The 22,132-nt window shown below is 38.8% G+C and carries 24 protein-coding genes; 19 read left to right on the plus strand and 5 right to left on the minus strand.

Annotated features, from left to right (window positions below; all coding sequences use genetic code 11):
• Nucleotides 1-187 precede the first annotated feature (187 nt).
• Nucleotides 188-1,105, minus strand: coding sequence for a DNA cytosine methyltransferase (locus HCN_RS09000; RefSeq protein ID WP_002955763.1), 918 nt, complete (start codon nucleotides 1,103-1,105; stop codon nucleotides 188-190).
• Nucleotides 1,105-2,085 (minus strand): hypothetical protein, encoded by a 981-nt coding sequence (locus HCN_RS09005; RefSeq protein WP_014667302.1) that lies wholly within the window; start codon nucleotides 2,083-2,085, stop codon nucleotides 1,105-1,107. Before HCN_RS09005 ends, HCN_RS09000 begins: the two co-directional genes overlap by 1 nt.
• A gap of 293 nt (nucleotides 2,086-2,378) precedes the next feature.
• Between HCN_RS09005 and HCN_RS09010 the strand changes: the two genes are divergently transcribed.
• The 9 genes from HCN_RS09010 to HCN_RS09045 all read left to right on the plus strand — a co-directional run bounded on the left by HCN_RS09010 (nucleotide 2,379) and on the right by HCN_RS09045 (nucleotide 11,398).
• Nucleotides 2,379-3,008, plus strand: coding sequence for a class II aldolase and adducin N-terminal domain-containing protein (locus tag HCN_RS09010; RefSeq protein WP_002955765.1), 630 nt, complete (start codon nucleotides 2,379-2,381; stop codon nucleotides 3,006-3,008).
• 8 nt (nucleotides 3,009-3,016) lie between these two features.
• Complete coding sequence (locus HCN_RS09015) at nucleotides 3,017-4,384, plus strand: M20/M25/M40 family metallo-hydrolase (RefSeq protein WP_014667303.1); 1,368 nt, start codon at nucleotides 3,017-3,019, stop codon at nucleotides 4,382-4,384.
• A 2-nt stretch (nucleotides 4,385-4,386) separates the two neighbouring features.
• Nucleotides 4,387-5,433, plus strand: coding sequence for an N-acetyl-gamma-glutamyl-phosphate reductase (gene argC, locus HCN_RS09020; protein ID WP_002955767.1), 1,047 nt, complete (start codon nucleotides 4,387-4,389; stop codon nucleotides 5,431-5,433).
• 6 nt (nucleotides 5,434-5,439) lie between these two features.
• The gene (locus HCN_RS09025) at nucleotides 5,440-6,348 is read left to right on the plus strand and encodes a metallophosphoesterase (protein ID WP_014667304.1); all 909 of its coding nucleotides are present in this window, start codon (nucleotides 5,440-5,442) and stop codon (nucleotides 6,346-6,348) included.
• Between the two features lie 20 nt (nucleotides 6,349-6,368).
• Nucleotides 6,369-7,298, plus strand: coding sequence for a chemotaxis protein CheV (locus HCN_RS09030; protein ID WP_041309678.1), 930 nt, complete (start codon nucleotides 6,369-6,371; stop codon nucleotides 7,296-7,298).
• A gap of 43 nt (nucleotides 7,299-7,341) precedes the next feature.
• The gene (locus HCN_RS09035; RefSeq protein ID WP_002955772.1) at nucleotides 7,342-9,714 is read left to right on the plus strand and encodes a hybrid sensor histidine kinase/response regulator; all 2,373 of its coding nucleotides are present in this window, start codon (nucleotides 7,342-7,344) and stop codon (nucleotides 9,712-9,714) included.
• A 2-nt stretch (nucleotides 9,715-9,716) separates the two neighbouring features.
• On the plus strand, nucleotides 9,717-10,214 hold the full coding sequence (locus tag HCN_RS09040) for a chemotaxis protein CheW (protein WP_002955773.1): 498 nt from the start codon (nucleotides 9,717-9,719) through the stop codon (nucleotides 10,212-10,214).
• A 25-nt stretch (nucleotides 10,215-10,239) separates the two neighbouring features.
• On the plus strand, nucleotides 10,240-10,401 hold the full coding sequence (locus tag HCN_RS11685) for a hypothetical protein (RefSeq protein ID WP_014667306.1): 162 nt from the start codon (nucleotides 10,240-10,242) through the stop codon (nucleotides 10,399-10,401).
• A gap of 187 nt (nucleotides 10,402-10,588) precedes the next feature.
• The gene (locus HCN_RS09045; protein WP_231998073.1) at nucleotides 10,589-11,398 is read left to right on the plus strand and encodes an FkbM family methyltransferase; all 810 of its coding nucleotides are present in this window, start codon (nucleotides 10,589-10,591) and stop codon (nucleotides 11,396-11,398) included.
• On the opposite strand, the gene HCN_RS09050 is transcribed toward HCN_RS09045, so the two are convergent.
• From HCN_RS09050 to HCN_RS09060, 3 genes are read right to left on the minus strand one after another with little or no spacing between them, the layout of a single operon-like run.
• Complete coding sequence (locus HCN_RS09050) at nucleotides 11,395-12,153, minus strand: glycosyltransferase (RefSeq protein ID WP_231998074.1); 759 nt, start codon at nucleotides 12,151-12,153, stop codon at nucleotides 11,395-11,397. The two genes, HCN_RS09045 and HCN_RS09050, sit on opposite strands and share 4 nt — an antisense overlap.
• A 22-nt stretch (nucleotides 12,154-12,175) precedes the next feature.
• Nucleotides 12,176-12,526, minus strand: coding sequence for a glycosyltransferase (locus tag HCN_RS12185; RefSeq protein ID WP_014667309.1), 351 nt, complete (start codon nucleotides 12,524-12,526; stop codon nucleotides 12,176-12,178).
• Between the two features lie 41 nt (nucleotides 12,527-12,567).
• Nucleotides 12,568-13,380, minus strand: coding sequence for a methylenetetrahydrofolate reductase (locus HCN_RS09060; RefSeq protein WP_002955777.1), 813 nt, complete (start codon nucleotides 13,378-13,380; stop codon nucleotides 12,568-12,570).
• Between the two features lie 85 nt (nucleotides 13,381-13,465).
• Between HCN_RS09060 and serB the strand changes: the two genes are divergently transcribed.
• The 10 genes from serB to HCN_RS09110 all read left to right on the plus strand — a co-directional run bounded on the left by serB (nucleotide 13,466) and on the right by HCN_RS09110 (nucleotide 22,123).
• On the plus strand, nucleotides 13,466-14,116 hold the full coding sequence (gene serB, locus HCN_RS09065) for a phosphoserine phosphatase SerB (RefSeq protein ID WP_014667310.1): 651 nt from the start codon (nucleotides 13,466-13,468) through the stop codon (nucleotides 14,114-14,116).
• Nucleotides 14,117-14,138: 22 nt separating this feature from the next.
• Nucleotides 14,139-15,566: a mannose-1-phosphate guanylyltransferase/mannose-6-phosphate isomerase gene (locus HCN_RS09070; protein ID WP_014667611.1), complete on the plus strand. Its 1,428-nt coding sequence runs from the start codon at nucleotides 14,139-14,141 to the stop codon at nucleotides 15,564-15,566.
• Nucleotides 15,567-15,577: 11 nt separating this feature from the next.
• Nucleotides 15,578-16,414 carry a DNA ligase gene (locus HCN_RS09075; RefSeq protein ID WP_041309555.1) on the plus strand — a complete coding sequence of 279 codons (837 nt, stop codon included), beginning with the start codon at nucleotides 15,578-15,580 and terminating at the stop codon, nucleotides 16,412-16,414.
• Between the two features lie 135 nt (nucleotides 16,415-16,549).
• Nucleotides 16,550-16,963 carry a nucleoside-diphosphate kinase gene (ndk, locus tag HCN_RS09080; RefSeq protein ID WP_014667312.1) on the plus strand — a complete coding sequence of 138 codons (414 nt, stop codon included), beginning with the start codon at nucleotides 16,550-16,552 and terminating at the stop codon, nucleotides 16,961-16,963.
• Between the two features lie 31 nt (nucleotides 16,964-16,994).
• On the plus strand, nucleotides 16,995-17,357 hold the full coding sequence (locus tag HCN_RS09085; RefSeq protein ID WP_014667313.1) for a DUF177 domain-containing protein: 363 nt from the start codon (nucleotides 16,995-16,997) through the stop codon (nucleotides 17,355-17,357).
• 2 nt (nucleotides 17,358-17,359) lie between these two features.
• On the plus strand, nucleotides 17,360-17,509 hold the full coding sequence (gene rpmF, locus HCN_RS09090) for a 50S ribosomal protein L32 (protein ID WP_014667314.1): 150 nt from the start codon (nucleotides 17,360-17,362) through the stop codon (nucleotides 17,507-17,509).
• Between the two features lie 22 nt (nucleotides 17,510-17,531).
• Complete coding sequence (gene plsX, locus HCN_RS09095; RefSeq protein WP_014667612.1) at nucleotides 17,532-18,536, plus strand: phosphate acyltransferase PlsX; 1,005 nt, start codon at nucleotides 17,532-17,534, stop codon at nucleotides 18,534-18,536.
• Nucleotides 18,537-18,562: 26 nt separating this feature from the next.
• Nucleotides 18,563-19,618, plus strand: a complete 1,056-nt coding sequence (locus HCN_RS09100; RefSeq protein ID WP_002955787.1) for a beta-ketoacyl-ACP synthase III — start codon at nucleotides 18,563-18,565, stop codon at nucleotides 19,616-19,618.
• 45 nt (nucleotides 19,619-19,663) lie between these two features.
• The gene (locus HCN_RS09105) at nucleotides 19,664-21,913 is read left to right on the plus strand and encodes a heavy metal translocating P-type ATPase (protein ID WP_014667315.1); all 2,250 of its coding nucleotides are present in this window, start codon (nucleotides 19,664-19,666) and stop codon (nucleotides 21,911-21,913) included.
• 9 nt (nucleotides 21,914-21,922) lie between these two features.
• Nucleotides 21,923-22,123: a copper ion binding protein gene (locus HCN_RS09110; protein ID WP_014667316.1), complete on the plus strand. Its 201-nt coding sequence runs from the start codon at nucleotides 21,923-21,925 to the stop codon at nucleotides 22,121-22,123.
• The last annotated feature ends 9 nt before the right edge of the window (nucleotides 22,124-22,132 follow it).

Consider the following 22,132-nt stretch of genomic DNA (forward strand, 5'->3'; position numbering starts at 1 on the left):
AAGATTTAGCTTAAATTTAAGACAAAGAACACTTTTACAAAATCCCTTAGTTAGAATCTTGCCACCAAAGATGTTGAGAAAACTCCTTAGATTCTATGCAAAACTCAAGTGTTTGTAGCTCTCACACCACCACACCGCAGAGTAACATAATATAGTGTATCAATGCTGGGGCATAAGTCAAGAAGAGTTAGCCGTTCAATATTTTCCTAAACTCCTTAGCAATATAATAACTCATCAAAGGTGGCACGGCGTTGCCAATTTGTGCGTAAGCTGCTCCATTGCTTCCATAGAAAATAAAATCATCTTCAAAACTCTGAATCCTAGCACACTCCCTTACACTTAGTCGCCTATGTAAATTAGGGTGAGGGTGGATAACTGCCCCACCACCTCTACTGCCCCTGCCTGTAATAGTTGGGGCTGGCTTATCCCACGCTAAGATTCTATTACCTACATAGCCATTAATATTTATTTTATGTTTGCTTCCTGTGTGATTAGCAATATTCTCATCATACTCTAAAGGTAAATCAAAAATCGCCTCTCTTAGTGTCTTTGGCTTTTTATGAAGTGGCTTTGGAAAATCTATCTCTTGCTTTATATCAACTCTTCGCCCGATGATAATAACTCTTTTGCGATTTTGAGCTACACCATAATCACTTGCATTTAAGATAGTATGCTTTACAACATAGCCGCATCTCTCAAAAGTAGGCAGTATTTCATTATAAAAATGCTCTTTAAAAGCCTTTCCGCTTTGAATCCCTGCGACATTTTCTACTAAAAAATATTTTGGCTTTTTATCCCTTAGCACCCTTGCGTATTCCAAATAAAGCTTATTGTAATGTGAGTTTAGATTGCGATTTTTACCATTTGCGATAGTAAAGCCAAGACAAGGAAAACCACCGATTAAAATATCAGCATTTGGAATCTCTTCTACCTCAAGCGTATAAATATCTTTACATACAATGTGATTGCCTATATTTTTTTGATAGCTCTCACAGGCTTCTTTATCAATATCATTAGCAAACACAATCTCAAAACCAGCCTTAATAAAACCTAAATCAAGCCCACCACAACCAGAAAAAAGACTAATCACTTTGATTTTACTCACTATATGCCTTTGTATTGTGCTTCAAAGCTTGAAAATAAAGATTCTAGCCCCTGCAAAGCCTTATTTCTAGAATCTCTATCGCCATTAAAATATTTCACATAGCTTTCGTGTAATAGATAATCAAACTCGCTAACTAGCTCCATCACGCTTGAGCTAAGATAGGAAAAATCAAGGCTTAAAGACATAGAGCATTGTTGCAATAAAATATCTCTATCAATGCGTAATGAATTGCCCTCATAGCGATTGACAATGCTTAAAAACTTGTTTTTATTCTCACTTAAATTATAAAACAATCTCACAAGTTCCTTACCACTTAGAAAATAAAGCTGCATTTTTGTGTCATCTTTAATAGCTAAAAGCAAATCATCGGCATAAATAAACTCCGCCATTTTATTAAACTTCTCTCTAAAACTTTCATAACTTGAAAGCGTTTCAATAAGTGTAAGCAACTTTAAAAATTGCGGTTTGCTTCCCACGCCAGCACCATCACTTGAAGTTCGCTCACTTAGATAATTATCTACTTTTAAGGAATCAAAAAGCACCTTTTTCTCAAAGCTACCCATATTGATTTCTTTATTTGTTGCAATCAATGTTTTTACAGAAAAAGAGTAGCCATTTGCAAAAATCACATCAGCCTTTTCTCTGCGATTTGAAGCGATTTTATCTTTAACATTGATAAAATAATCACTCACTTCATAGCTTAGATTCTTTCTTTGTTTTGTATCTGCAACCTGTGCGTTAAATAAAATAGCCAATAAATCCTCAAATATCCTAGCACTAGTTTTGCGTTTTGCGACTTCATTTGAGCTTATAAAATGATAGAGATAACTATAGATATAAAGTGTATTAAATGTATGCTTATTTTCTTGTAAATACTCAAAAAAGTTATAAATATCTATAATGGATTCTATCTCTTTTAAAACACCACATTGACGCAAATAATTGCTTATAATCTCAATAGTTTTTAACTCTTTTAACATTAAATTCTCCCAAATTTTGTAGCCAAGATAATTGCCGTATTGTAACAAGCTACTTTAAATAGAATACATCAGCCCAAAGTCCCTAGAAACGCTTGAAAAAACGCTCCTTAGTCAAAAAGAAAAGACAATCCAACTCAATGAAATCCTACAAAATCTCTAAAAACACCCCGCATATTTTTCACACGCTAGAATCCACACTAAGATTCTAAAAACTTCACAAGATTCTACAAAACACAAGGGCTAATTTTGGCTTTATTCTCTGTGCGTTACCACAAAATGCTATACTCCCGCTTATGAATATCCATACCACTCAAGTAAGCCAGGAGCTTATACAAAACATCGCTAATGTCTCTCTTTCACTCTTTAGGAAGAACTTTTTTGGAATCTTTCACGGGGCGATTTCTGCGCGTGTGAGTAAAAACCGCTTTATTATCAACAAACAAAATGCTATTTTTGACAATATCAACGCAGATTCTATGATTATGCTCTATCAAAAGCAGGACTATCGCTGGAATGAGGCAAGTCTGCACGCCCCCATTCACGCAGCAATTTATGAGAGCTTTTCTGAAGCAAAGTTTATCGCCTATGCTATGCCGCCTTATCTTGTGTCTTATACGCTTAAATACGACAAGCTAGAGCCAAAGGATTATTTTGGATATAAATTTTTAGCCCCGAGTGTTGAGATTTTTGACCCTAAGGATTATGAGAGCTGGGCGGAACGCGCTGATACGGATATTCCACGATATTTTAAGGAGCATTCCCATAGCTTTATGCTGATTAAAGGCTATGGCGTGTATGTGTATGCTAGGGATTTACACACATTAGCCAAGATTATTGCCTTAATTGAAAATTCGTGTAAGATTCTGCATTACAACGCCGATTTGGGCGAGATTTTTGAAACGAGTGCGAAATATGATGTCTAAGGAATACAATGAGTGATTTTTCTACCCGTGCTTTAGAGATGTTTTATAAACTCTGTGAGATTCCACATTGTAGCTATCACACGCAGGATATGTACGCTTTTCTTTGCTCTACATTAAAATCTCAAGGCTACACATTAGCTGTGGATTCTGCTTTTAATATTTACGCTAAAAAGGGCAAACCTAGAATCTGTTTGCAAGGGCATTATGATATGGTGTGCGTTGGGGATTCTGCCAAGCACATAGGCGTTACACCCATACAAAAAGATGGTTTTTTATACGCTAAAGATTCTAGTCTAGGGGCGGATAATGGCATAGCTTTGGCGTGTATGTTAGCCCTGCGAGAATCTAATATTGAGCTACTTTTCACAAACGATGAAGAAGTAGGAATGATAGGGGCAAATAATCTTAGCCTAAAAATAGAATCTCCTTTGCTTTTAAACCTTGATAGCGAGGATATACACGAGATTGTGCTAGGCTGTGCTGGGGGCGTGGATATAGAATGTGCTATTGATTTAAAAAATAACTTAAAGCCCTTAGATTCTCTTTTGCCCTCCCACCCTTATATCTATAAAATCACAAGCAAAGGCTTTTTGGGTGGGCATTCGGGGATTGAGATTCATAAAAATAAAGAGAATGCTTTAAGTGAGTTTGGATTCTTTTTATCAACGATTGAAGCCTATATCATCACACTTAATGGTGGGGAGAAACGCAACTCCATACCCGTGGGGCTAGAGGCGATTATTATATGTGATAAAAAGATAGATTCTATCTTTTATACGCCAAATGGAGCGTCTTTTGACATTAAACCTTTGGAATCTTTAGAATCTAGCGATTATACAAACGCTTATCATAAAAATGCGATTGCCCCTTTGCTGTGTGGGATTCATAGCGGTGTGTATGCGGGGGATAAGCAGGGGGTGCTTTCATCTTTAAATCTTTCGCTTATCACGCAAAAGCAGGAGAGATTAGAGCTTATCCTAATGGCTAGAGCAAACACGCAGGACTTACTCAAACGCACTTGTGAGCGTTTGGAAATAATGCTACCCTACCTTAATCCACATTGCTCTATGAAAACAAGCGGATATTACGCCCCTTGGGAGAAAAGCATAGAGCCAACACATAAGGCTTTAACGCTTTTAAACACGCTGTATGCCAATCATAATATCACGCCCAATCTTACACAAATCCACGCTGGGCTGGAATGTGGGATTCTAAAAAGGCAGATTCTAGCTCACTCAAATGTGAAAAAAATTGAGATTCTATCCATTGGTCCAACTATTCACGCTCCACATAGCTGTAATGAAAGGCTTGATTTAAAAGATTTTGAGATTTTTTGCGATATTTTACAAGATTTTGTAACACTCTATAAGGAATAGTTATGCGACAAATCAAAGCGGGAATCATCGGCATTAGCGGCTATACGGGCTTGGAACTTGCTAAAATTTTGCTCCATCACCCTGTATTTAAACTTAGCTACATAGCCAACACGCAAGGGGATAGCACATTAGAAAAAGTCCATACTATGCTAGATTCACTCCCCTTAGGCAATCTCCCTATCCATAAAGCAAATGCACAAGAGGCTCTAATGTGTGATGTGTTATTTCTCGCCCTGCCCCATAAAAGTGCTATGGCGATGACACGGGAGATTTTGACATTAAGCAAGGCTAAAAATAAGCCTATTAAAATCATAGACTTATCGGCTGATTATCGCTTGAGTGCGGAAAACTATGAGGCAAACTACTGCACCCATACTGATAAAGAAAATCTCGCGAACGCCATTTATGGGCTAGTAGAATACAACCGTCAAAGCATACAAAACGCCACGCTTGTGGCAAATCCGGGCTGTTATCCCACTGCTACGCTTTTAGGGCTACTGCCTTTTGTAGATTGCTTACAAGATTCAAATCCTGTATTTATTGACGCTAAAAGTGGCGTGAGTGGGGCGGGAAAGACTTTGAGTGAAAATACACATTTTTCACATATTAATGAAAATCTTTTTGCCTATTCCCCCCTTGCCCATCGCCATCAAATAGAAATTGCTGAAAAGTGCGTTACACTTGGGAAAAAAGAGCTAGATATTCACTTTGTGCCACATTTAAGCCCTATCACTCGCGGTATGCTAGTGAGTATTTTTGCGACTTTAAAAACCCCTTTAAGCACAAAAGAGGCAAGGGGGATTTTAGATTCTATATATGGGAGCGAATCCTTTGTGCGTGTGAGAGAAACGCCTGTGAAAATGAGTAGTGTTATAGGGAGTAATTTTTGCGATATTTTTGTGGCGTGTAAAAATAATGGAATCTTTATTAACACCGCTATTGATAATCTCTTGCGAGGGGCTAGCTCACAAGCGATAGTAAATGCTAACATTATGTGCGGATTAGATGAGGCTTTAGGAATCCCACAAATCCCCTATGGGCTGTTTTAATAAGCGATGAAAAAAACTCAGTCGCTTTGGGAGAATGCCCCGCAAATATATAAAGATGCGATTTTTATCGCAGATTCACATTTTATGCCCCTGCATTTGCAACCTTTGCCAGAGCAGGGTGAAATTGTCTCAAAAGCCTTGCTTGATTATTTTAAGAGACTTTTAGAAAATCCCGCTCAAATGCCAAGCCAAATTTTCCTTATGGGCGATATTGCACATTTGCTTTTAGGTGGGGTAAAATCTAGTGTTGATACGCATAAAGAGCTTTTAGATTCTATTTGCAATGTTTCACAAGTTAGCCAAGTATGGTGGTTTGAGGGTAATCACGACTTTGGACTAAATGCTTTACAAAAAAGGGCAGAGTTTTCAAAGATTCGCTTTATCCCTCGCTCAAAACAACCCCTTGCCTTTAGCTACATTGATGAAAGCATAGATAAAAACACGCCACATTTAAAATCTAAGCCAAAATCTCAAAATGTCTTACTCGCCCACGGGGATTTGTTTTTAAACACAAAATATGAATATTACATTAGATGTATGCAGACAAAAGTAATGCGTTGGATTTTAGCTTTTCTAGATTCTGTAACTTTTGGTAACCTCTACACTTTTATTGCAAAAAAGGTAAATCACAAGGCGATTAGACAAGGTAGGGTGGAGATTGAAAGCTTTGCTAAAAGGCGGATTTGTGCCTACAATGCCTATTTGCAAAATACAATCAAAAATGGACAATCTCTTAAAGATGAGCAAATGGATATGATTATAGAAGGGCATTTTCACATCGGCAAAGCATATAAAGGGGAAAGTTTGTATATTTCCTTGCCTTCATTTTATCTTACTAGAAGTATTTTTAGTATAGAATCCGCAACTTCTAATGAAGCAAAATCCACTATACAATCCACAAAGGAGAGCGATTGAAGACAGATAAAGTCGATATTATGCGAATTGCAAACAACGAAATGGAGCTTGTAGATTTTAGACTCTTTGAAGATAAGAATGGGGAGACTTATGAAGGGGTGTATGGCATTAATGTTACCAAAGTAAGCGGAATTGTCGCTTACCCTGAAGAAATCTTTGAAACTCCGGGTAGCCCTGATTATATGCTTGGTATGTTTGATTTGCGTGGAGATATTCTGCCCCTTATTGATTTGACAAAATGGATGAATATCAAGCCAAAAGAAGATGCAGTGCGTGATAAGAAGGTTATTGTTACGGAATTTAACAATAAGCAGCTTGGCTTTGTGGTGCATGCTACAAGGCGACTAAGGCGTGTGAGCTGGGCGGATATAGAATCTGCTATGTTTAGCCTTAGCAATGATGATCAGCGTGGGAAAATTACTGGAACTACGCGTATTGAAGATGGGCAGACATTACTGATTTTGGACTTAGAGGGGATCATTGATGATCTTGATTTCCAAATGCCAAATAGTGGTGATAGAGTGGATATTGAGCAATTTAAGCCTAAGGATAAATTTGAAGGTAGTGTGCTTATTCTTGATGATAGCTCTATTGCACGCAAACTTCTTTGCAATACGCTCAGTGAGATTGGCTTTGATGTGGTTGATGCTATTGATGGAGAGGCGGGCTTAGAGCGTTTAGAGCAGCTCTATGAGCGTTGGGGGGAAGATATAGCAAAACATCTTAAGCTTATTATTTCAGATGTTGAAATGCCTAAAATGGACGGCTTTCACTTTGCCGCACAGGTTAAAAATGATGCAAGATTCAATAAGATTCCACTCATTTTTAACTCATCAATCAGCGATAAGTTTAGTGCAAGTAAAGGAAAGGAGATAGGGGCGGAAGCTTATCTTGTCAAATTTGATGCAAAACTATTTTATGATGAAATCACTAGAATTTTATCAAAATAAATAGTAGAATACTTTTTTAAAATTTCGTGCGAGAGGATTCACAATGGACGATATGCAAGAGATAATGGAAGACTTCTTAGTAGAAGCTTTTGAGATGATAGAGCAGCTAGACCAAGATTTGGTGGAGCTTGAGAACAACCCCGAAGACCTTGATTTATTAAATAGAATATTTAGAGTAGCCCATACAATCAAAGGCTCAAGCTCATTTTTGAACTTTGACATTCTCACGCGTCTTACACACAATATGGAAGATGTGCTTAACAAAGCAAGGCGTGGTGAGTTAAAGATTACCCCTGATGTTATGGATGTCGTATTGCATTCCATAGACTTGATGAAAGCGCTTCTTGTTGCTATACGCAATAGTGGGACTGATGCCAATAGTGGCATTGAGATTGATGATACTGTCTCTCGCTTACAAGCCATCTCAAGTGGTGGAACAGGTGGAGAGAGCACAGAATCTCCAGCTCCACAAGCTGCACCTGCACAATCTGCAGCCCCAAGCACTCCGGCTGATAGCAACAATCCTCTTGCTGATGAACCAGAGCTTGACTACTCAAATATGAGTGCAGAAGAAGTTGAAGCCGAGATTGAAAGACTACTTAAAAAGCGTCAAGAAGCTGACAAGCAAGCTCGTGCAGCACAAAAAGCAGGTGGTGTTGCTCCAAGTGTGCAAGCTCCAAAAGCCCCAGATTCAGCTCCAGTAGCTCAAGCTACGCCAAAACCTGCCCCCAAACCTACTCCAAAGAAAGCAGGGGGCGATGAAAAAGCTCCAGCAGCGAGTGTAGAGCAAACAGTGCGTGTTGATGTAAAAAGACTAGATCATCTTATGAATCTCATTGGGGAACTTGTGCTTGGTAAAAACCGCTTAATCAAAATCTATGGCGATGTTGAGGAACGCTATGATGGGGAAAAATTTTTAGAAGAACTTAATCAAGTCGTGGCTTCTATCTCTTCAGTTACTACAGATGTGCAACTTGCAGTTATGAAAACGCGTATGCAACCTGTTGGCAAGGTGTTTAATAAATTCCCTCGTATGGTGCGTGATCTCTCTCGTGAGCTTGGCAAAAATATTGATCTTATCATCACCGGTGAAGAAACAGAGCTTGATAAATCAATCGTTGAAGAAATCGGCGATCCGCTTATCCACATTATCCGCAACTCTTGCGACCACGGGATTGAAAAACCAGAAGACCGCCTAGCCCTAGGTAAGCCAGAAACTGGAACAGTAACGCTCAAAGCCTATAATGAGGGCAATCACATCGTTATTGAAATTGCCGATGATGGCAAGGGTCTAGATACACAAATGCTCAAACAAAAAGGTATCGAAAAAGGAGTTATTAGCGAGAGAGAAGCGGATACAATGAGTGATAAAGAAGCCTTTGGCATCATCTTTAAGCCCGGATTTTCAACCGCTGCCACTATCAGCAATGTCTCTGGGCGTGGCGTGGGAATGGATGTTGTCAAAACAAATATAGAGAAGCTTAATGGTATCATTGATATAGAATCTGAAAAAGGTGTAGGCACAACACAAAAGCTTAAAATCCCGCTCACTCTTGCGATTATCCAAGCTTTACTTGTTGCGGTGCAAGAAGAGTATTATGCTATTCCGCTTTCTTCTGTTATTGAAACGGTGCGTGTAAGCCAAGATGAAATTTATACCGTTGATGGCAAAAGTGTATTAAGACTCCGTGATGAAGTGCTTTCAATCGTGCGATTAGCCGATATTTTCAAAGTAGATTCAGTTTTGGAAAATACAAATGAAGTGTATGTTGTCGTCATTGGTTTGGCGGAGCAAAAAATGGGTGTGATTGTAGATTATCTCGTTGGGCAAGAGGAAGTTGTTATCAAATCGCTTGGCTATTATCTTAAAGGCACAGAAGGTATTGCAGGGGCAACTGTGCGAGGTGATGGTAAGATAACAATGATTGTTGATGTAGCGGCGATGATGGAAATGGCAAAAGAAGTGAAAGTCAATATCACAAAACTTGCCGAAGAAAATGCTGTGGCAAAAATCAAAAATTCACCAAGTGATTATGTTGTCCTTGCTATTGATGATAGCAATACTGATAGGGCGATTATGAAAAAGTGCCTTAAAACACTTGGTGTTACGGTGCTTGAAGCGGCAAATGGCGTGGAAGGGCTTGATATTGTTAAGAATGGAGATAAGCAGCTTGATGCCGTGCTTGTGGATATTGAAATGCCAAAAATGGACGGCTACACTTTTGCATCTGAAGTGCGAAAATATAATAAATTTAAGAATCTGCCCCTTATTGCCGTTACAAGTAGAAACAGCAAGACGGATAGAATGCGTGGTGTAGAATCTGGTATGACAGAATATATCACCAAGCCATACACGCCAGAATACCTAGTTAATGTTGTGAAACGCAATATAAATCTCACAATTGAGGGAGAGTAAGAATGAGTGAAAATAAATTAAAAGAAGTCCTTGAGAAACAACAAAATAAAGGTGTGGGTGAGGCAGCTGCAGTGGAAGAAACACTCCATATTATAGGCTTTATGATTGGTAATGAAGAATTTGCGGTGCCTATTCTTAATGTGAAAGAGATTATTAAGCCCATTGAATATACACGCGTCCCTGCTGTGCCTGATTATGTGCTTGGGGTGTTTAACCTTCGCGGGACGGTGCTACCGCTTATCAATATGCGTCTTAAGTTTGGACTTCCAGCCATCAAGCAAGATGGTGATACGAGATTTTTAGTGATTAGTCAAAAAGATGAGATGATAGGCTTTATGATTGATAAACTCACAGGGGCTGTGCGAATACCAGAATCTGATATTGATCCAATCCCCGAATCTTTTAATGAAAATCAAAATCTTTTACAAGGTATTGGCAAGAGAGAAGATCGCTTGATTACAATCTTACGCGTGGAAAATCTCCTCAAACGCACTTTTTAGATTATAAGGTTATAAAAGGATATGTATGAAAATTTATGACTACAAGGGTGGTTTCGTCCGCTCAAGAATCTTGGGTTTGCCCATTATCAAAAAAGACTATGTTCTAACTCTTCTCGTTGCGGGACTACCCATCGCACAAAGAAAGACATATCTTACACAAATAACGGGGGGGGGGGATAATATATGATTTTGCCTATCGTATTTTTGGCTTCCCCTTATTTAAAACCTCACAATATAAAAAGATAAATCGTAATATTCCCTCTCTCAATCACAATTATCTCCTTAGTCAAACATTTTTCGCACTCTCAGATTCTGAAATTTTTGAAAAGGCACAAAAACTTTGTGAAAATATGGATTTGCAAAGTAAAAATATTGTGTATCAAATTATTTCCCGCACAAAAGCAGCCACCCTTTCACCCACACAGAAAGTTTTTCACCTAACCCAGCACGAAAAAACAGCCCTACAACATATTGAAAATGATTTTTTTGCCAATATATGTGAGCTTACGCCTGAAGTTTTTTATTATCAAGGCTATTTCTTACCAACTAAGCATTTTGAAATATCTGTCTTTTACTACAAACACGGATTAGATTCATTCTCGTCGCAAACTTTAGCAAAAATTAAGAATCTTGATGTGATTGATGTAGGCGGATTTATCGGCGATAGCGCACTTATTTTTCAATCTTTCACAAACAAAAACATTTATAGCTTTGAAGCTACAAGCCATAATTACAACCTTATGCTACAAACGCTCAAGCTCAATAATACAAATCACATAGTGCCGGTGAAAAAGGGCTTAGGGAGTGAAAAAACAACAATGACTATAAGTATTCTAGACTCTGCCTCAAGCCTTATCCGCGATAACACCCCCTATGGAAGCACACAAAGTGAAGAAATAGAGCTTATTACCCTTGATAGCTATGTCAAGGAGCATAATCTTAAAATCGGTCTTATCAAGGTTGATATTGAAGGCTTTGAAATGGAATTTCTTAAAGGGGCAAAAGAAACCATTTGCTCTCAAAAACCAGCTATGATTCTTAGTATTTACCATCAAGCAAGTGATTTTTTTGATATTAAACCAATGCTAGAATCGTGGAATCTAGGTTATACATTCCGCATTTATAAACCTATTGACTACAACATTTCCCTTGAAACAACGCTAATGTGTGAGGTTTTAGACTAAGTCTGCTCCACAGATTCCAAACACTCATCAACGCGGTATTTTGGGCGAGACTTTATCTCCTGATACATCTTGCCAATATATTCCCCAATAATGCCTAATCCCAAAAGCTGCATACCACTTAAGAAGCATAATATTGTAGCTAGCGAAGTCCAGCCCGGCAGTGCAGAATCTGTAAAGATTTTTACCCACAGCACATACATACCAAAAGCAACTGAAAGTCCAAAAAGCCCAATGCCCATAGCACTCACAAACCGCAAAGGTGCTATTGAAAAACTTGTAATGCCATTCCACGCAAAAGAGAGCATTTTCTTAAGACTATATTTAGAATCTCCAGCATATCGGGGCTTCACATCAAAATACACAATTTCAGGCTTCTGCCCCATATCCAGCACAATAGCGCGCAAAAATAAATGTGTCTCCTTATAAGCAGATAAATTTTTTAATGCCTTATGACTAAGCAAACGATAATCAGCGTGATTTTTGATGATTTTCACGCCAAAAATATTCATCATTTTATAAAAGAAAATCGCACTATACTTTTTAAATATAGAATCTGTTTTTCTATCATACCGCACCCCTAGAACTATATCTGCCCCATTTTGAAACTTCACCACAAATTCATCTAGCTTTTCTTCATCTTGCTGCAAATCACAATCAATGCTTACTGCACAATCGCATTTATTGCATACAAAATGTAATCCCGCCAAAAGTGCATTTTGATGCCCAAAATTTCTTGATAGTTTTAAAGCATACAAATGTGGTTGCTTATCTTTTTTGCTATGAAGCAACGGGGGGGGGGGCAGAAGTTAAAATGAAAGTGGAAGTGGATTTGCTAGATTCAGTAGTTTTAGTAAAATCAACACCTTTAACAGATTCCATAAGCTTAGCAAAATCCGCAACATTGCTAGAATCCATAGCATAGCGTTTGTTAAAGCTTTGTGTGAGAATGTGCCAAGTGCCATCGATGCTACCATCATCTACAAACACCATTCCGCTTTTTTCAGTAATTTTGCCCCTTTCTATCATACTTGAAAGCTTCTTGCTTAGCGTTTCTATACTTTTTTCTAGCACCTGCTCTTCATTAAAGGCAGGTATCACAAGTAACAAAGTCGGTTTCTCCCTATTCATTTTTATCCTTTTTTTGTAGCCTTTATCAACCTTTTTTGCACCTAGCACAATCCATTCCCATACGCCCTTAAGTCATTATGCTTAGGTGTGGATAGGTATAAAGATACATTATATTCCCTAGCCAAGCCCTGCATATCCTGCCACAAGGATTCAAAGCCTTCTTTTACCCCACCTTGTTCCAACGCCCTTAAATATGAGCGTGGAATATCAAAGCCAAGATGAGATTTATTAATGCGATACGCACTCTCCGCACTAAAGATTCCAAATACGCCAAGTGAAAGTTGTGCTTGAATCCCAAGTCTTTCTTGCAATACATAAAAATGCTCCACGCACTTTTTAGCCGATTCTATACTAAAAATAGGTTGTGTGATAATTCTATCTACACCCGCTTGTAGCTTTTGTGTTAGTCTTTGCTCTATCTCTTTTTTCCATATCTTAACCCCACTGCCACTCACAAGGCTCACTTCTCCGCCCAAAATCTCCCTTGCCAACGCAATAAGTTTAACTCCATCTAGCTCCCCATTATCCCCGCCAATCAACGCCACAGAGCTAAACCCACCATACTTCACACTCAAAATCTGTGAAAAAATCTGCAGTTTATCTTGCCCTGCCCCGCTGATTGTTGGCACAAATTCCACCACAGAGCTAAACCCAGAATCCACAATCATAGAAAATCTTTCACGCAACGCATACGCCCCAAGCAGTGAGCTTATACTTGCTTTATTAACAGGATTGCTAGGGATAAGCACAAAATCCACTTCCTGTCCTAGATTCTCCCTAGCACCTTGTATCATAGCCTTTAAGCATTCTATGTCTTCATATATCTCTTGTGGTAAAAACTCAATCCCAAACATTTACACCCCATAGATTCTAAAATTATTTAACTCCTAAATGCTATAATCCTAACATTTTTTGAGATAATAAAAGGATATGCCAAATATGAAAAGCACAGATAAACTCATTGTGTTTGATTTTGATTCTACACTAATGAATGGCGAGACCATAGATATTCTAGCCAAAGCCCATAATGTCCATAAGCAAGTGGAGCAAATCACACATAAAGCGATGAATGGGGAGCTTGACTTTTATGAGAGCCTTAAAAATCGTGTTGCCTTGCTTCAAGGACTAAGCCTACAAAAAGCCCTAGATATAGCTCACAATCTCCCCCTTATGCCCGGGGCAAAGCAATGTATCAAAGCCTTTAAAAACGCCAATTACAAAACGGTGTGTTTTAGTGGGGGCTTTCATATCGCCACAGATCATTTTTCTAAGATTCTAGGGCTTGATGCGAGTTTTGCTAATATTTTACACCACAAAGATGGCATTCTTACAGGGCAAGTGGGCGGAGAGATGATGTTTAGCGATTCTAAAGGGCAAATGCTACAACGCTTACAGAATCTGCTCCATATCACGCCTAGTGATACCATTGTGGTGGGCGATGGGGCAAATGATTTAAGTATGTTTAAATACGCTGATACACGCATAGCATTTTGTGCTAAAGAAGTGCTAAAAAAAGAAGCAACACTCATCATTGACGCGCAGGATTTGACACAAATCCCTAAAGCATTGCATATCCCTATATCCCATTAAAAACACACAAAAGGAGAATCTAATGACAATTTCAATTCTATGTGGTGGCAGTGGCACGAGGCTTTTTCCCCTATCTCGTGAGCTTATGCCAAAGCAGTTTGCCGACATTCTCCCATCAAATCAAGGACAATCACATTCACTTTTCCAAGAGACGCTCTTACGCAACGCCTTTCTTATAAAAGAGCATAACGCACAATTCCAAGTCATCACTAATGATAATCACTACTTTATCGCCCAAGAACAAGCCCAAAAATGCGATATTCCCTTGCAGGATTTCATTTTAGAATCTTATGGTAAAAATACCGCCCCAGCCCTTACATTTGCCGCCCTTTGCGTTTTAGAATCTTATGAGCTTGATAAGATTGCTGATGATATTATCCTAGCCCTGCCAAGCGATCATCTCATTAAAAACACGCAAAACTATCAAGATTCTATCAAACAAGCCATTGAACTAGCCAAAAAAGGTTTTCTTGTAACCTTTGGTATCAAGCCAAATTCCCCCCATACAGGCTATGGCTACATTAAATCAAAAGATCATATTGTGGAAAAATTCATTGAAAAGCCAAGTTTAGAAGATGCACAAACTTATCTTAAAGATGGGGGCTACTTGTGGAATAGCGGTATGTTTTGCTTCCGTGCAGAAGTATTTTTAAAAGAGCTAAAAGAGTATAATACAAAGATTTATGAGCTATGCAAACTCACCCTTCAATATTCAAAGCCACAAACACACTCACCATTTTTACGCCTAGATTCTACAATGAGTGAGAAACTGCCAAATATCAGCATTGACTATGCCCTTATGGAGAAAAGTCAAAAGGTAGCCTGTGTGGCGGGGGACTTTGCGTGGAATGATGTGGGGAGCTTTGAATCTTTAAGCCTTGAATATCCTAAAGATAGCACAAATAATGCGAGTAAAAACGCCTTTGTAGGCAAAGATTGCAAAAATAACTTTATCATTGCTGATAAGCAAGTAGTGGGGATTGGGCTAGAAGATTTAATGATTATAGATGAAAATGATTGTCTTTTGGTAGCTAAAAAGGGTTATTCACAACAGATTAAAGACATTGTAGCCTTACTCAAAGAGCAAAATCCCGAACTTACAAAAGTCCATAGGAACGCACATCGCCCGTGGGGAAGCTATACGATTTTACTAGAATCTCAAAATTATAAGATTAAACAAATTATTGTCAATCCCAAAGGTCGCCTAAGTTTGCAAAAGCATCATCATCGCAATGAGCATTGGATAGTGGTGAGTGGCTCGGCGATTGTTACCATTGGCGAAAAGAGTAGCTTTTTAAAAGCTAATGAATCTACCTATATTCCTATGGGTTGTGTCCATAGGCTAGAAAATCCCGGAATATTGCCGCTTGTGCTGATTGAAGTGCAAATGGGCGAGTATCTAGGCGAAGATGACATTGTGCGATTGAGTGATGACTACAAGCGAAATTAATTAAATCCAAAATGAAACACACACTTTTTAGGGCTTTGCTTTATGGCTTACTGCTATGGGGAGTAGCCCTCTACGCAAAGGCTTTTGAGCCTATGCTTTTAAGTGAGTTTGAAAAAAGACAAGCAAATTCTCAATGGCTTGTAAGTGAAAAGCTTGATGGTGTGCGAGGGTTATGGAATGGGCAAAAGATGTATTTCCGCAGTGGCAAGCCAATGAATCTGCCAAGTGAGTTTGTGAAAGATTTTCCGCCTTTTGCCCTTGATGGTGAGCTATATAGCCCAAAACTCCACTTCTCTCAAATTATCTCTATCCTTAAAAATCCGCAAAAGCAAAATGAAATTTTAGAGTTAAAATTTTATGTTTTTGATGTGCCGCATTCCGCTAAAGATTCACTCACGCAAAGGCTTGATGAGCTAAGGACATATCTTAAGTCTAAGCCAAATGTGTATATTGAGATAATCCCCCAAAGGCTTATGCAAGGGCAGGATTCTATTGATAGGGAGCTTCAAGCGGTTGTGGACAATGGTGGAGAGGGACTTGTCTTGCGAACGCCAAATATGCCCTATCAAAAAGGACGAAGCAAATATGATTTTAAGCTCAAAACAAGGCAGGACGCGGAATGTAAGGTCATAGGACACACGCAAGGTAAGGGTAAGTATGATTCTATGCTAGGAGCGATTATTTGTGAATACAATGGCAAAAACTTTAAAATCGGCAGTGGCTTGAGCGATACGCTAAGGCACAATCCTCCGCCCATTGGTTCAATCATTAGCTTTAAGTTTCAAGGGCTTACACACAATGGCACTCCACGCTTCCCAACCTTTTGGCGTATAAAACAAGAAGAATAAGGCGTAAAAGTAGAATCTTAACTTTTTATAAAAGCAACGAAATAAGTTTGCGTTTTGCAAATTTAGCTTTAAGCAAGTTTTTTTTAGGTAAAATCCGCACTTTTTGTATCATCACACTTTTTTAAAGGAAAACAAATGGAACAAACACTTTCAATTATTAAGCCAGATGCCGTGAAAAAGGGGGTTATCGGTAAGATTATAGACAGATTTGAAAGTAATAATCTCCGCATTGCAGCGATTAAAAAACTTCAGCTTACGCAATGTGATGCTCAAAGTTTTTATGCCATTCACAAAGATCGCCCATTTTTTAAAGACTTAGTGGATTTTATGATAAGCGGTCCAGTGGTCGTTATGGTGCTTGAAGGGCAAAATGCAGTGGCTAAAAATCGTGAGCTTATGGGTGCGACAAATCCAAAAGAAGCAGCTGCTGGAACAATTAGAGCGGATTTTGCCGATAGCATTGATGCAAACTCTGTGCACGGCAGCGATAGCCTTGAAAATGCTAAAAATGAAATCGCATTTTTCTTTGGTACTAGAGAAATTTGCTAGATAAAAGATTTGCCAACTAGAGATTCACTCATTGAAAATCGCATTTAGAAAAATCGCCAACACCCCAAAAGATATTGCCCTAGAGATTGATGGCATATCCTTGCAAGGACAACTTGAAAGGATAGATTCTAAGATCGTGTGCCTAAGAGGCAAGATTCTAGGGGATATTGAACTGATATGCGATAATAGCGGGGAGGAATACACTTATCTTCTTAACACACCTTTGGTTTTGTATATTGCAGATGGAATCTGGGATTCACAAAGCCAAAGTAGAAAGCTTGATAGCTTTGAAGTTATAGAGTTTTTTGACGGCTTTATTGATTTACATTATATTTTGGAAAGTGAGATTGAATCTATACGAAGCGATTATCACACCAAAGATTCAAAGGAGTAAAAATGGTAGTCCCAAAAAGACGCGTAAGCAAAACAAGAGCAGCAAAAAGACGCACACATTACAAAGTAGCTCTAGCAAAACCTATTAAAGACAAAGATGGTAGCTGGAAAATGCCTCATCATATCAACACTTTCACAGGCAACTACAAATAATCCATTGACGCAAGGAGCGTAAATGCTAAAGATAGCCATTGATGTTATGGGTGCGGATAATGGGGTAACTCCCATTGTTGAAGGTGTTATACAGGCATTGAAAACGCGGGATTTTCACGCCATTATTGTTGGTGATGAAAAGCAAATTGCCCCACTCATTCCTAGCAGTGTGGCAAATCGCGTTAAAATTGTGCATTGTGCGGATTATATCAAAATGGAAGAATCTGCTTCAAGTGCGAGCAAACGCAGTGAAACTTCAATTTACAAAGCTGTGGAGCTAGTCAAAAATGGTGAAGCAGACGCTGTTGTCTCGCCCGGACATAGTGGGGCTACAATGAGTCTAGCCACACTTAAAATTGGACGCATTAAAGGTGTATCTCGCCCTGCTATTTGCACCACTATGCCAAATACCACAGATAAGCCTAGCATTATCCTCGATGCGGGGGCAAATACAGACTGCAAACCTGAATATCTTGTGGATTTTGCCATTATGGGCTATGAATATGCCAAAAATGTTGTGAATCTTGCAAATCCACGCGTTGGGCTTTTAAGCAATGGTGAAGAGGATAATAAAGGCAATGAACTCACAAAAGCGACTTTCAAACTGCTACAAAAATTCCCTTTTTTCAAGGGTAATGTTGAGGGGCGGGATATTTTCAATGGCAGTGTAGATGTGATTGTGTGTGATGGATTCAGTGGGAATCTCGTCTTAAAAGCAAGTGAAGGCGTGGCAAGTGCTATCTCATCTGTGCTAAAAAAAGAGATAAAATCTTGTATTTGCTCTATGTTTGGAGCATTATTTTTGCGAGGCGTTTTCAAACGATTAAAGAAAAAAATGGATCATAGTGAATATGGTGGTGCGCCACTACTTGGAGTGCAAAAGGTGGTCATCATTAGCCACGGAAGCTCCAATACAAGGGCGATTGAATGTGCGGCATATCAAGCCTTGCACGCCATAGAATCCAATATTTGTGCTAAACTTACAAATGCTTTTGCCAACAAACCAAATACGCAAGATGAAAACTAGCCTATACTAGCCATAAAGGATTGCCTATGAGATACGCTACACTCAAATCTATCGCTTCTTATGTTCCGCCAACTTGTGTTACAAATGCGGATTTTGAAAAGATTCTTGATACGAGCGATGAGTGGATAGTTAAACGCACAGGCATTAAAACACGATATTTTGCCTTGCCCTCACAAAATACAAGCGATTTAGCCTATGAGGCGGGGAAAAAAGCAATGCAAAGGGCAGGTGTAAGGGCGGAAGATATTGATGCGGTTATTGTAGCAACGCTAAGCCCCGATTATCTTACAATGCCTAGCACAGCGTGTATCACTTCTTATAAACTTGGCATTGAGAATAAACCTGCTTTTGATATTAGCTCCGCTTGCAGTGGCTTTATCTACCTGCTTTCCCTTGCAAAGTCTTTTATTGAATCTGGCACACACAGACGCATTCTTATCATTGGTGCGGAAAAGATTAGCTCTGTGCTTGATTTTAGCGACAGAAGCACTTGTGTGCTTTTTGGCGATGGGGCTGGGGCGTGTGTGATAGAAACTACAGAGGATAAAAACGCAGCGATTTTAGATGTCCATACAAGTGCCAATGGCAAACATCAAGACTTTCTTTGCACACCTAGAATACAAAGTGTTTCACAAAGCATTTTTAGCGACAAACTAGAATCTAGTAAGTCTTTCTGCCTACACGATTCTACTTATTTGCAAATGAAAGGCAATGAAACTTTTAAACTCGCGGTTAAAACGCTTGTGAATGATGTCAATGATATTCTTACAAATAACGCCTTGCAACCACAGGACATAGCCTACTTTATCCCTCATCAGGCAAATCTGCGTATTATCAATGCCGTAGGAGAGCAGCTAAGTTTCAATGAAAAGCAGCTTGTCATCAGCGTTCAAAAATATGGCAACACTTCAGCAGCTTCTATACCAATGGCGATGAATGACTTGTATGAAGAAAATAAGCTCAAATATGGCGATCTTATGCTCCTTGATGCCTTTGGTGGTGGGCTAACTTGGGGATCAGCACTCGTGCGTTTTGGCGGAAAATCTTGTAAGGAATCTAAATCATTTTTAGATTCTATTTGAGATTCTATGTCGCTACTCCACACATTATTCTTGTAGGAATCCACAATGAAAGAAGCTTCTTTTTTTATTGACAAAATGAGCTGCCAAGCTTGTTCTAGTGGGATTGAGCGAAGTTTAAAACGCAAGGCATTCTGCCAAGATATTCAAGTCTATCTTTTAAGCAAAAAAGCACATATTATCTATGATGAAAGCCAAACTAGCCTTGAAGAGATTTTTGCTCTTATTCGCAAAATGGGCTATGAGCCACATCTGCAACCTTATGACTGCAACACTGAACCCCCCCAAGATTCTAAAACAAAAGCCTTAAGCCTTACATACCTTAACTCACTTATAGAATCTTTTGATACTCACTTTTTGCCTAAAAAGCTTAAGCTTTATCTAAGCTCTATAATATCCATACTTGTGCTGATACTTTCTTGGGGGGAAATGTTTAATATAGCCAAACTCCCTTCTATGTGGCATTTTGGCATTTTACTTTTTCTTAGTCTTATTGTTATGCACATAGGGCGTGATTTTTATATCCGTGGATTCAAAGCCCTTTTTAGCAAAAATCCAAATATGGAAACACTGATTGCCATAGGCACAACAAGTGCGTTTTTGTATAGTCTGCAAGGGGCTTTTATGCCACACGCCCATTTGTATTTTGATAGCGTATGTGTGATTATCACGCTTGTGCTTGTGGGTAAAAGCATTGAGACAAATTCCAAAAATTCCGCCCTGCAAAGTGCCTCCACACTTTTAAGGCTCAATCAAAAAATCGTGCAAAAAGTCCTTACAGAATCTGCTCCAAGCCTATCCCAAGCACAGATTCAAAGTATCCCCACACAAGAAATCAAACAAAATGATATACTTAAAATCCTACCGGGCGAAATGATTATGGTAGATGGCATTGTGATTGAGGGAAGCTCAAATCTTGATAAAACAGTAATCAATGGTGAATCCTTGCCCATCCTCGTAAAAAAAGATGACAAAGTGCTTTCAGGTAGCATTAATCTTGATAGCGTTTTATATATTGAGACTACAAAAAGTGCCAAGGATTCTACACTTCATAAAATCTTAGAGCTTATACAAAAAGCACAAGAAAGCAAAGCGCCCATTGCTTCACTTGCGGACAAAATTGCTGGAATCTTTGTGCCACTTGTGATTTTTCTAGCGTTGTGTGCGGGGGCATTTTGGTGGGGAATGCGGGATTTTGAATTTGCTTTAAGCATTTTTGTAGCAACGCTTGTTATCTCCTGCCCTTGTGCCTTAGGACTTGCCACGCCAATGGCAATCCTCCACGCCCAAGCTATTTCACACAAAATGGGCGTGTTTTTTAAAGATTCTAAAGCTTTTCAAACTTTAAGTGAAATCACACATATTGTGTTTGATAAAACAGGCACACTCACGCAAGGGCTTGAAATTAAAACAATTCAAAATCTCTCTTCCCACACAGAGCAAGAAGTCTTTAATCTCGCCTATACTTTAGAATCTACAAGCATTCATCTTATTAGCAATGCTTTTAAATCTCATTATTTAGCCTATAATGCGATACTCTATCCTATTACAGATTCACAAAATATCATAGGCAAAGGTGTGAAAGGCACAATACAAGGGCGTGAGTATGTTATCGGTAATATTGATATTTTGCCCCCACATCTATCACTTCCCAACAACACACAAGAAGATAAAATCACACTCTTTCTCGCCACAAATGATGAGATTTTAGCACTATTCTCCCTGCAAGATAGGCTAAAAATGGACGCCAAGCAAACCTTAGAACTTTTTAAACAACACAACATCAGCTCAAGTATCATTAGTGGGGATAATGCGATAAATACGCAAAATGTAGCACATTTGCTCGATATTACAGAATCTTATAGCAAAGCCCTGCCAGAAGATAAAATGCAGCTTTTAAAAGAAAAATCAAAACAGCATAAGATTCTAATGGTGGGCGATGGGGCAAATGACGCCCCTGCCCTTGCCTATGCGAATGCTTCTATGGCATTTGCCTCTTCATTTGATATAGCTTCACAAAGTGCGGATATTATTAACTATAATGAAAACACAATAAGTATTTACAACGCTTATGCCCTTGCTAGAGCAAGTATTGTAAATATAAAACAGAATCTTGTTTTTGCTTTTTGCTATAATATCGCTTTTATTCCTTTGGCAATGGGTGTGCTTGGGGGATTTGATATTTTTTTACACCCTATGTTTTGTGCTTTTGCGATGAGCCTATCAAGCCTTAGCGTAGTAGCAAATGCAGCAAGACTAAAAAACTTTAAATGTATAGAATCTCAAAATAGAATCTAAGGAGCAAAAATGAGATTGGAGCTAAATGTGAGTGGAATGCGTTGTGGTAAATGCGTAGATAAGATTGAAAAATTTGTAGGCGAGATTGAAGGTATTAGCCTTGTTGATGTGAATTTGCAAGATTCTAAGGTTATAGTAGAGTTTGAATCTCCAGCTACACAAGAGCTTATCACGGAGGCTATTCTTGATGCAGGGTTTGAAGTAGAATAGGTAAGGGAT

Origin of the sequence: Helicobacter cinaedi PAGU611 (assembly GCF_000284635.1) — a bacterium.
Taxonomy (GTDB): domain Bacteria; phylum Campylobacterota; class Campylobacteria; order Campylobacterales; family Helicobacteraceae; genus Helicobacter_C; species Helicobacter_C cinaedi.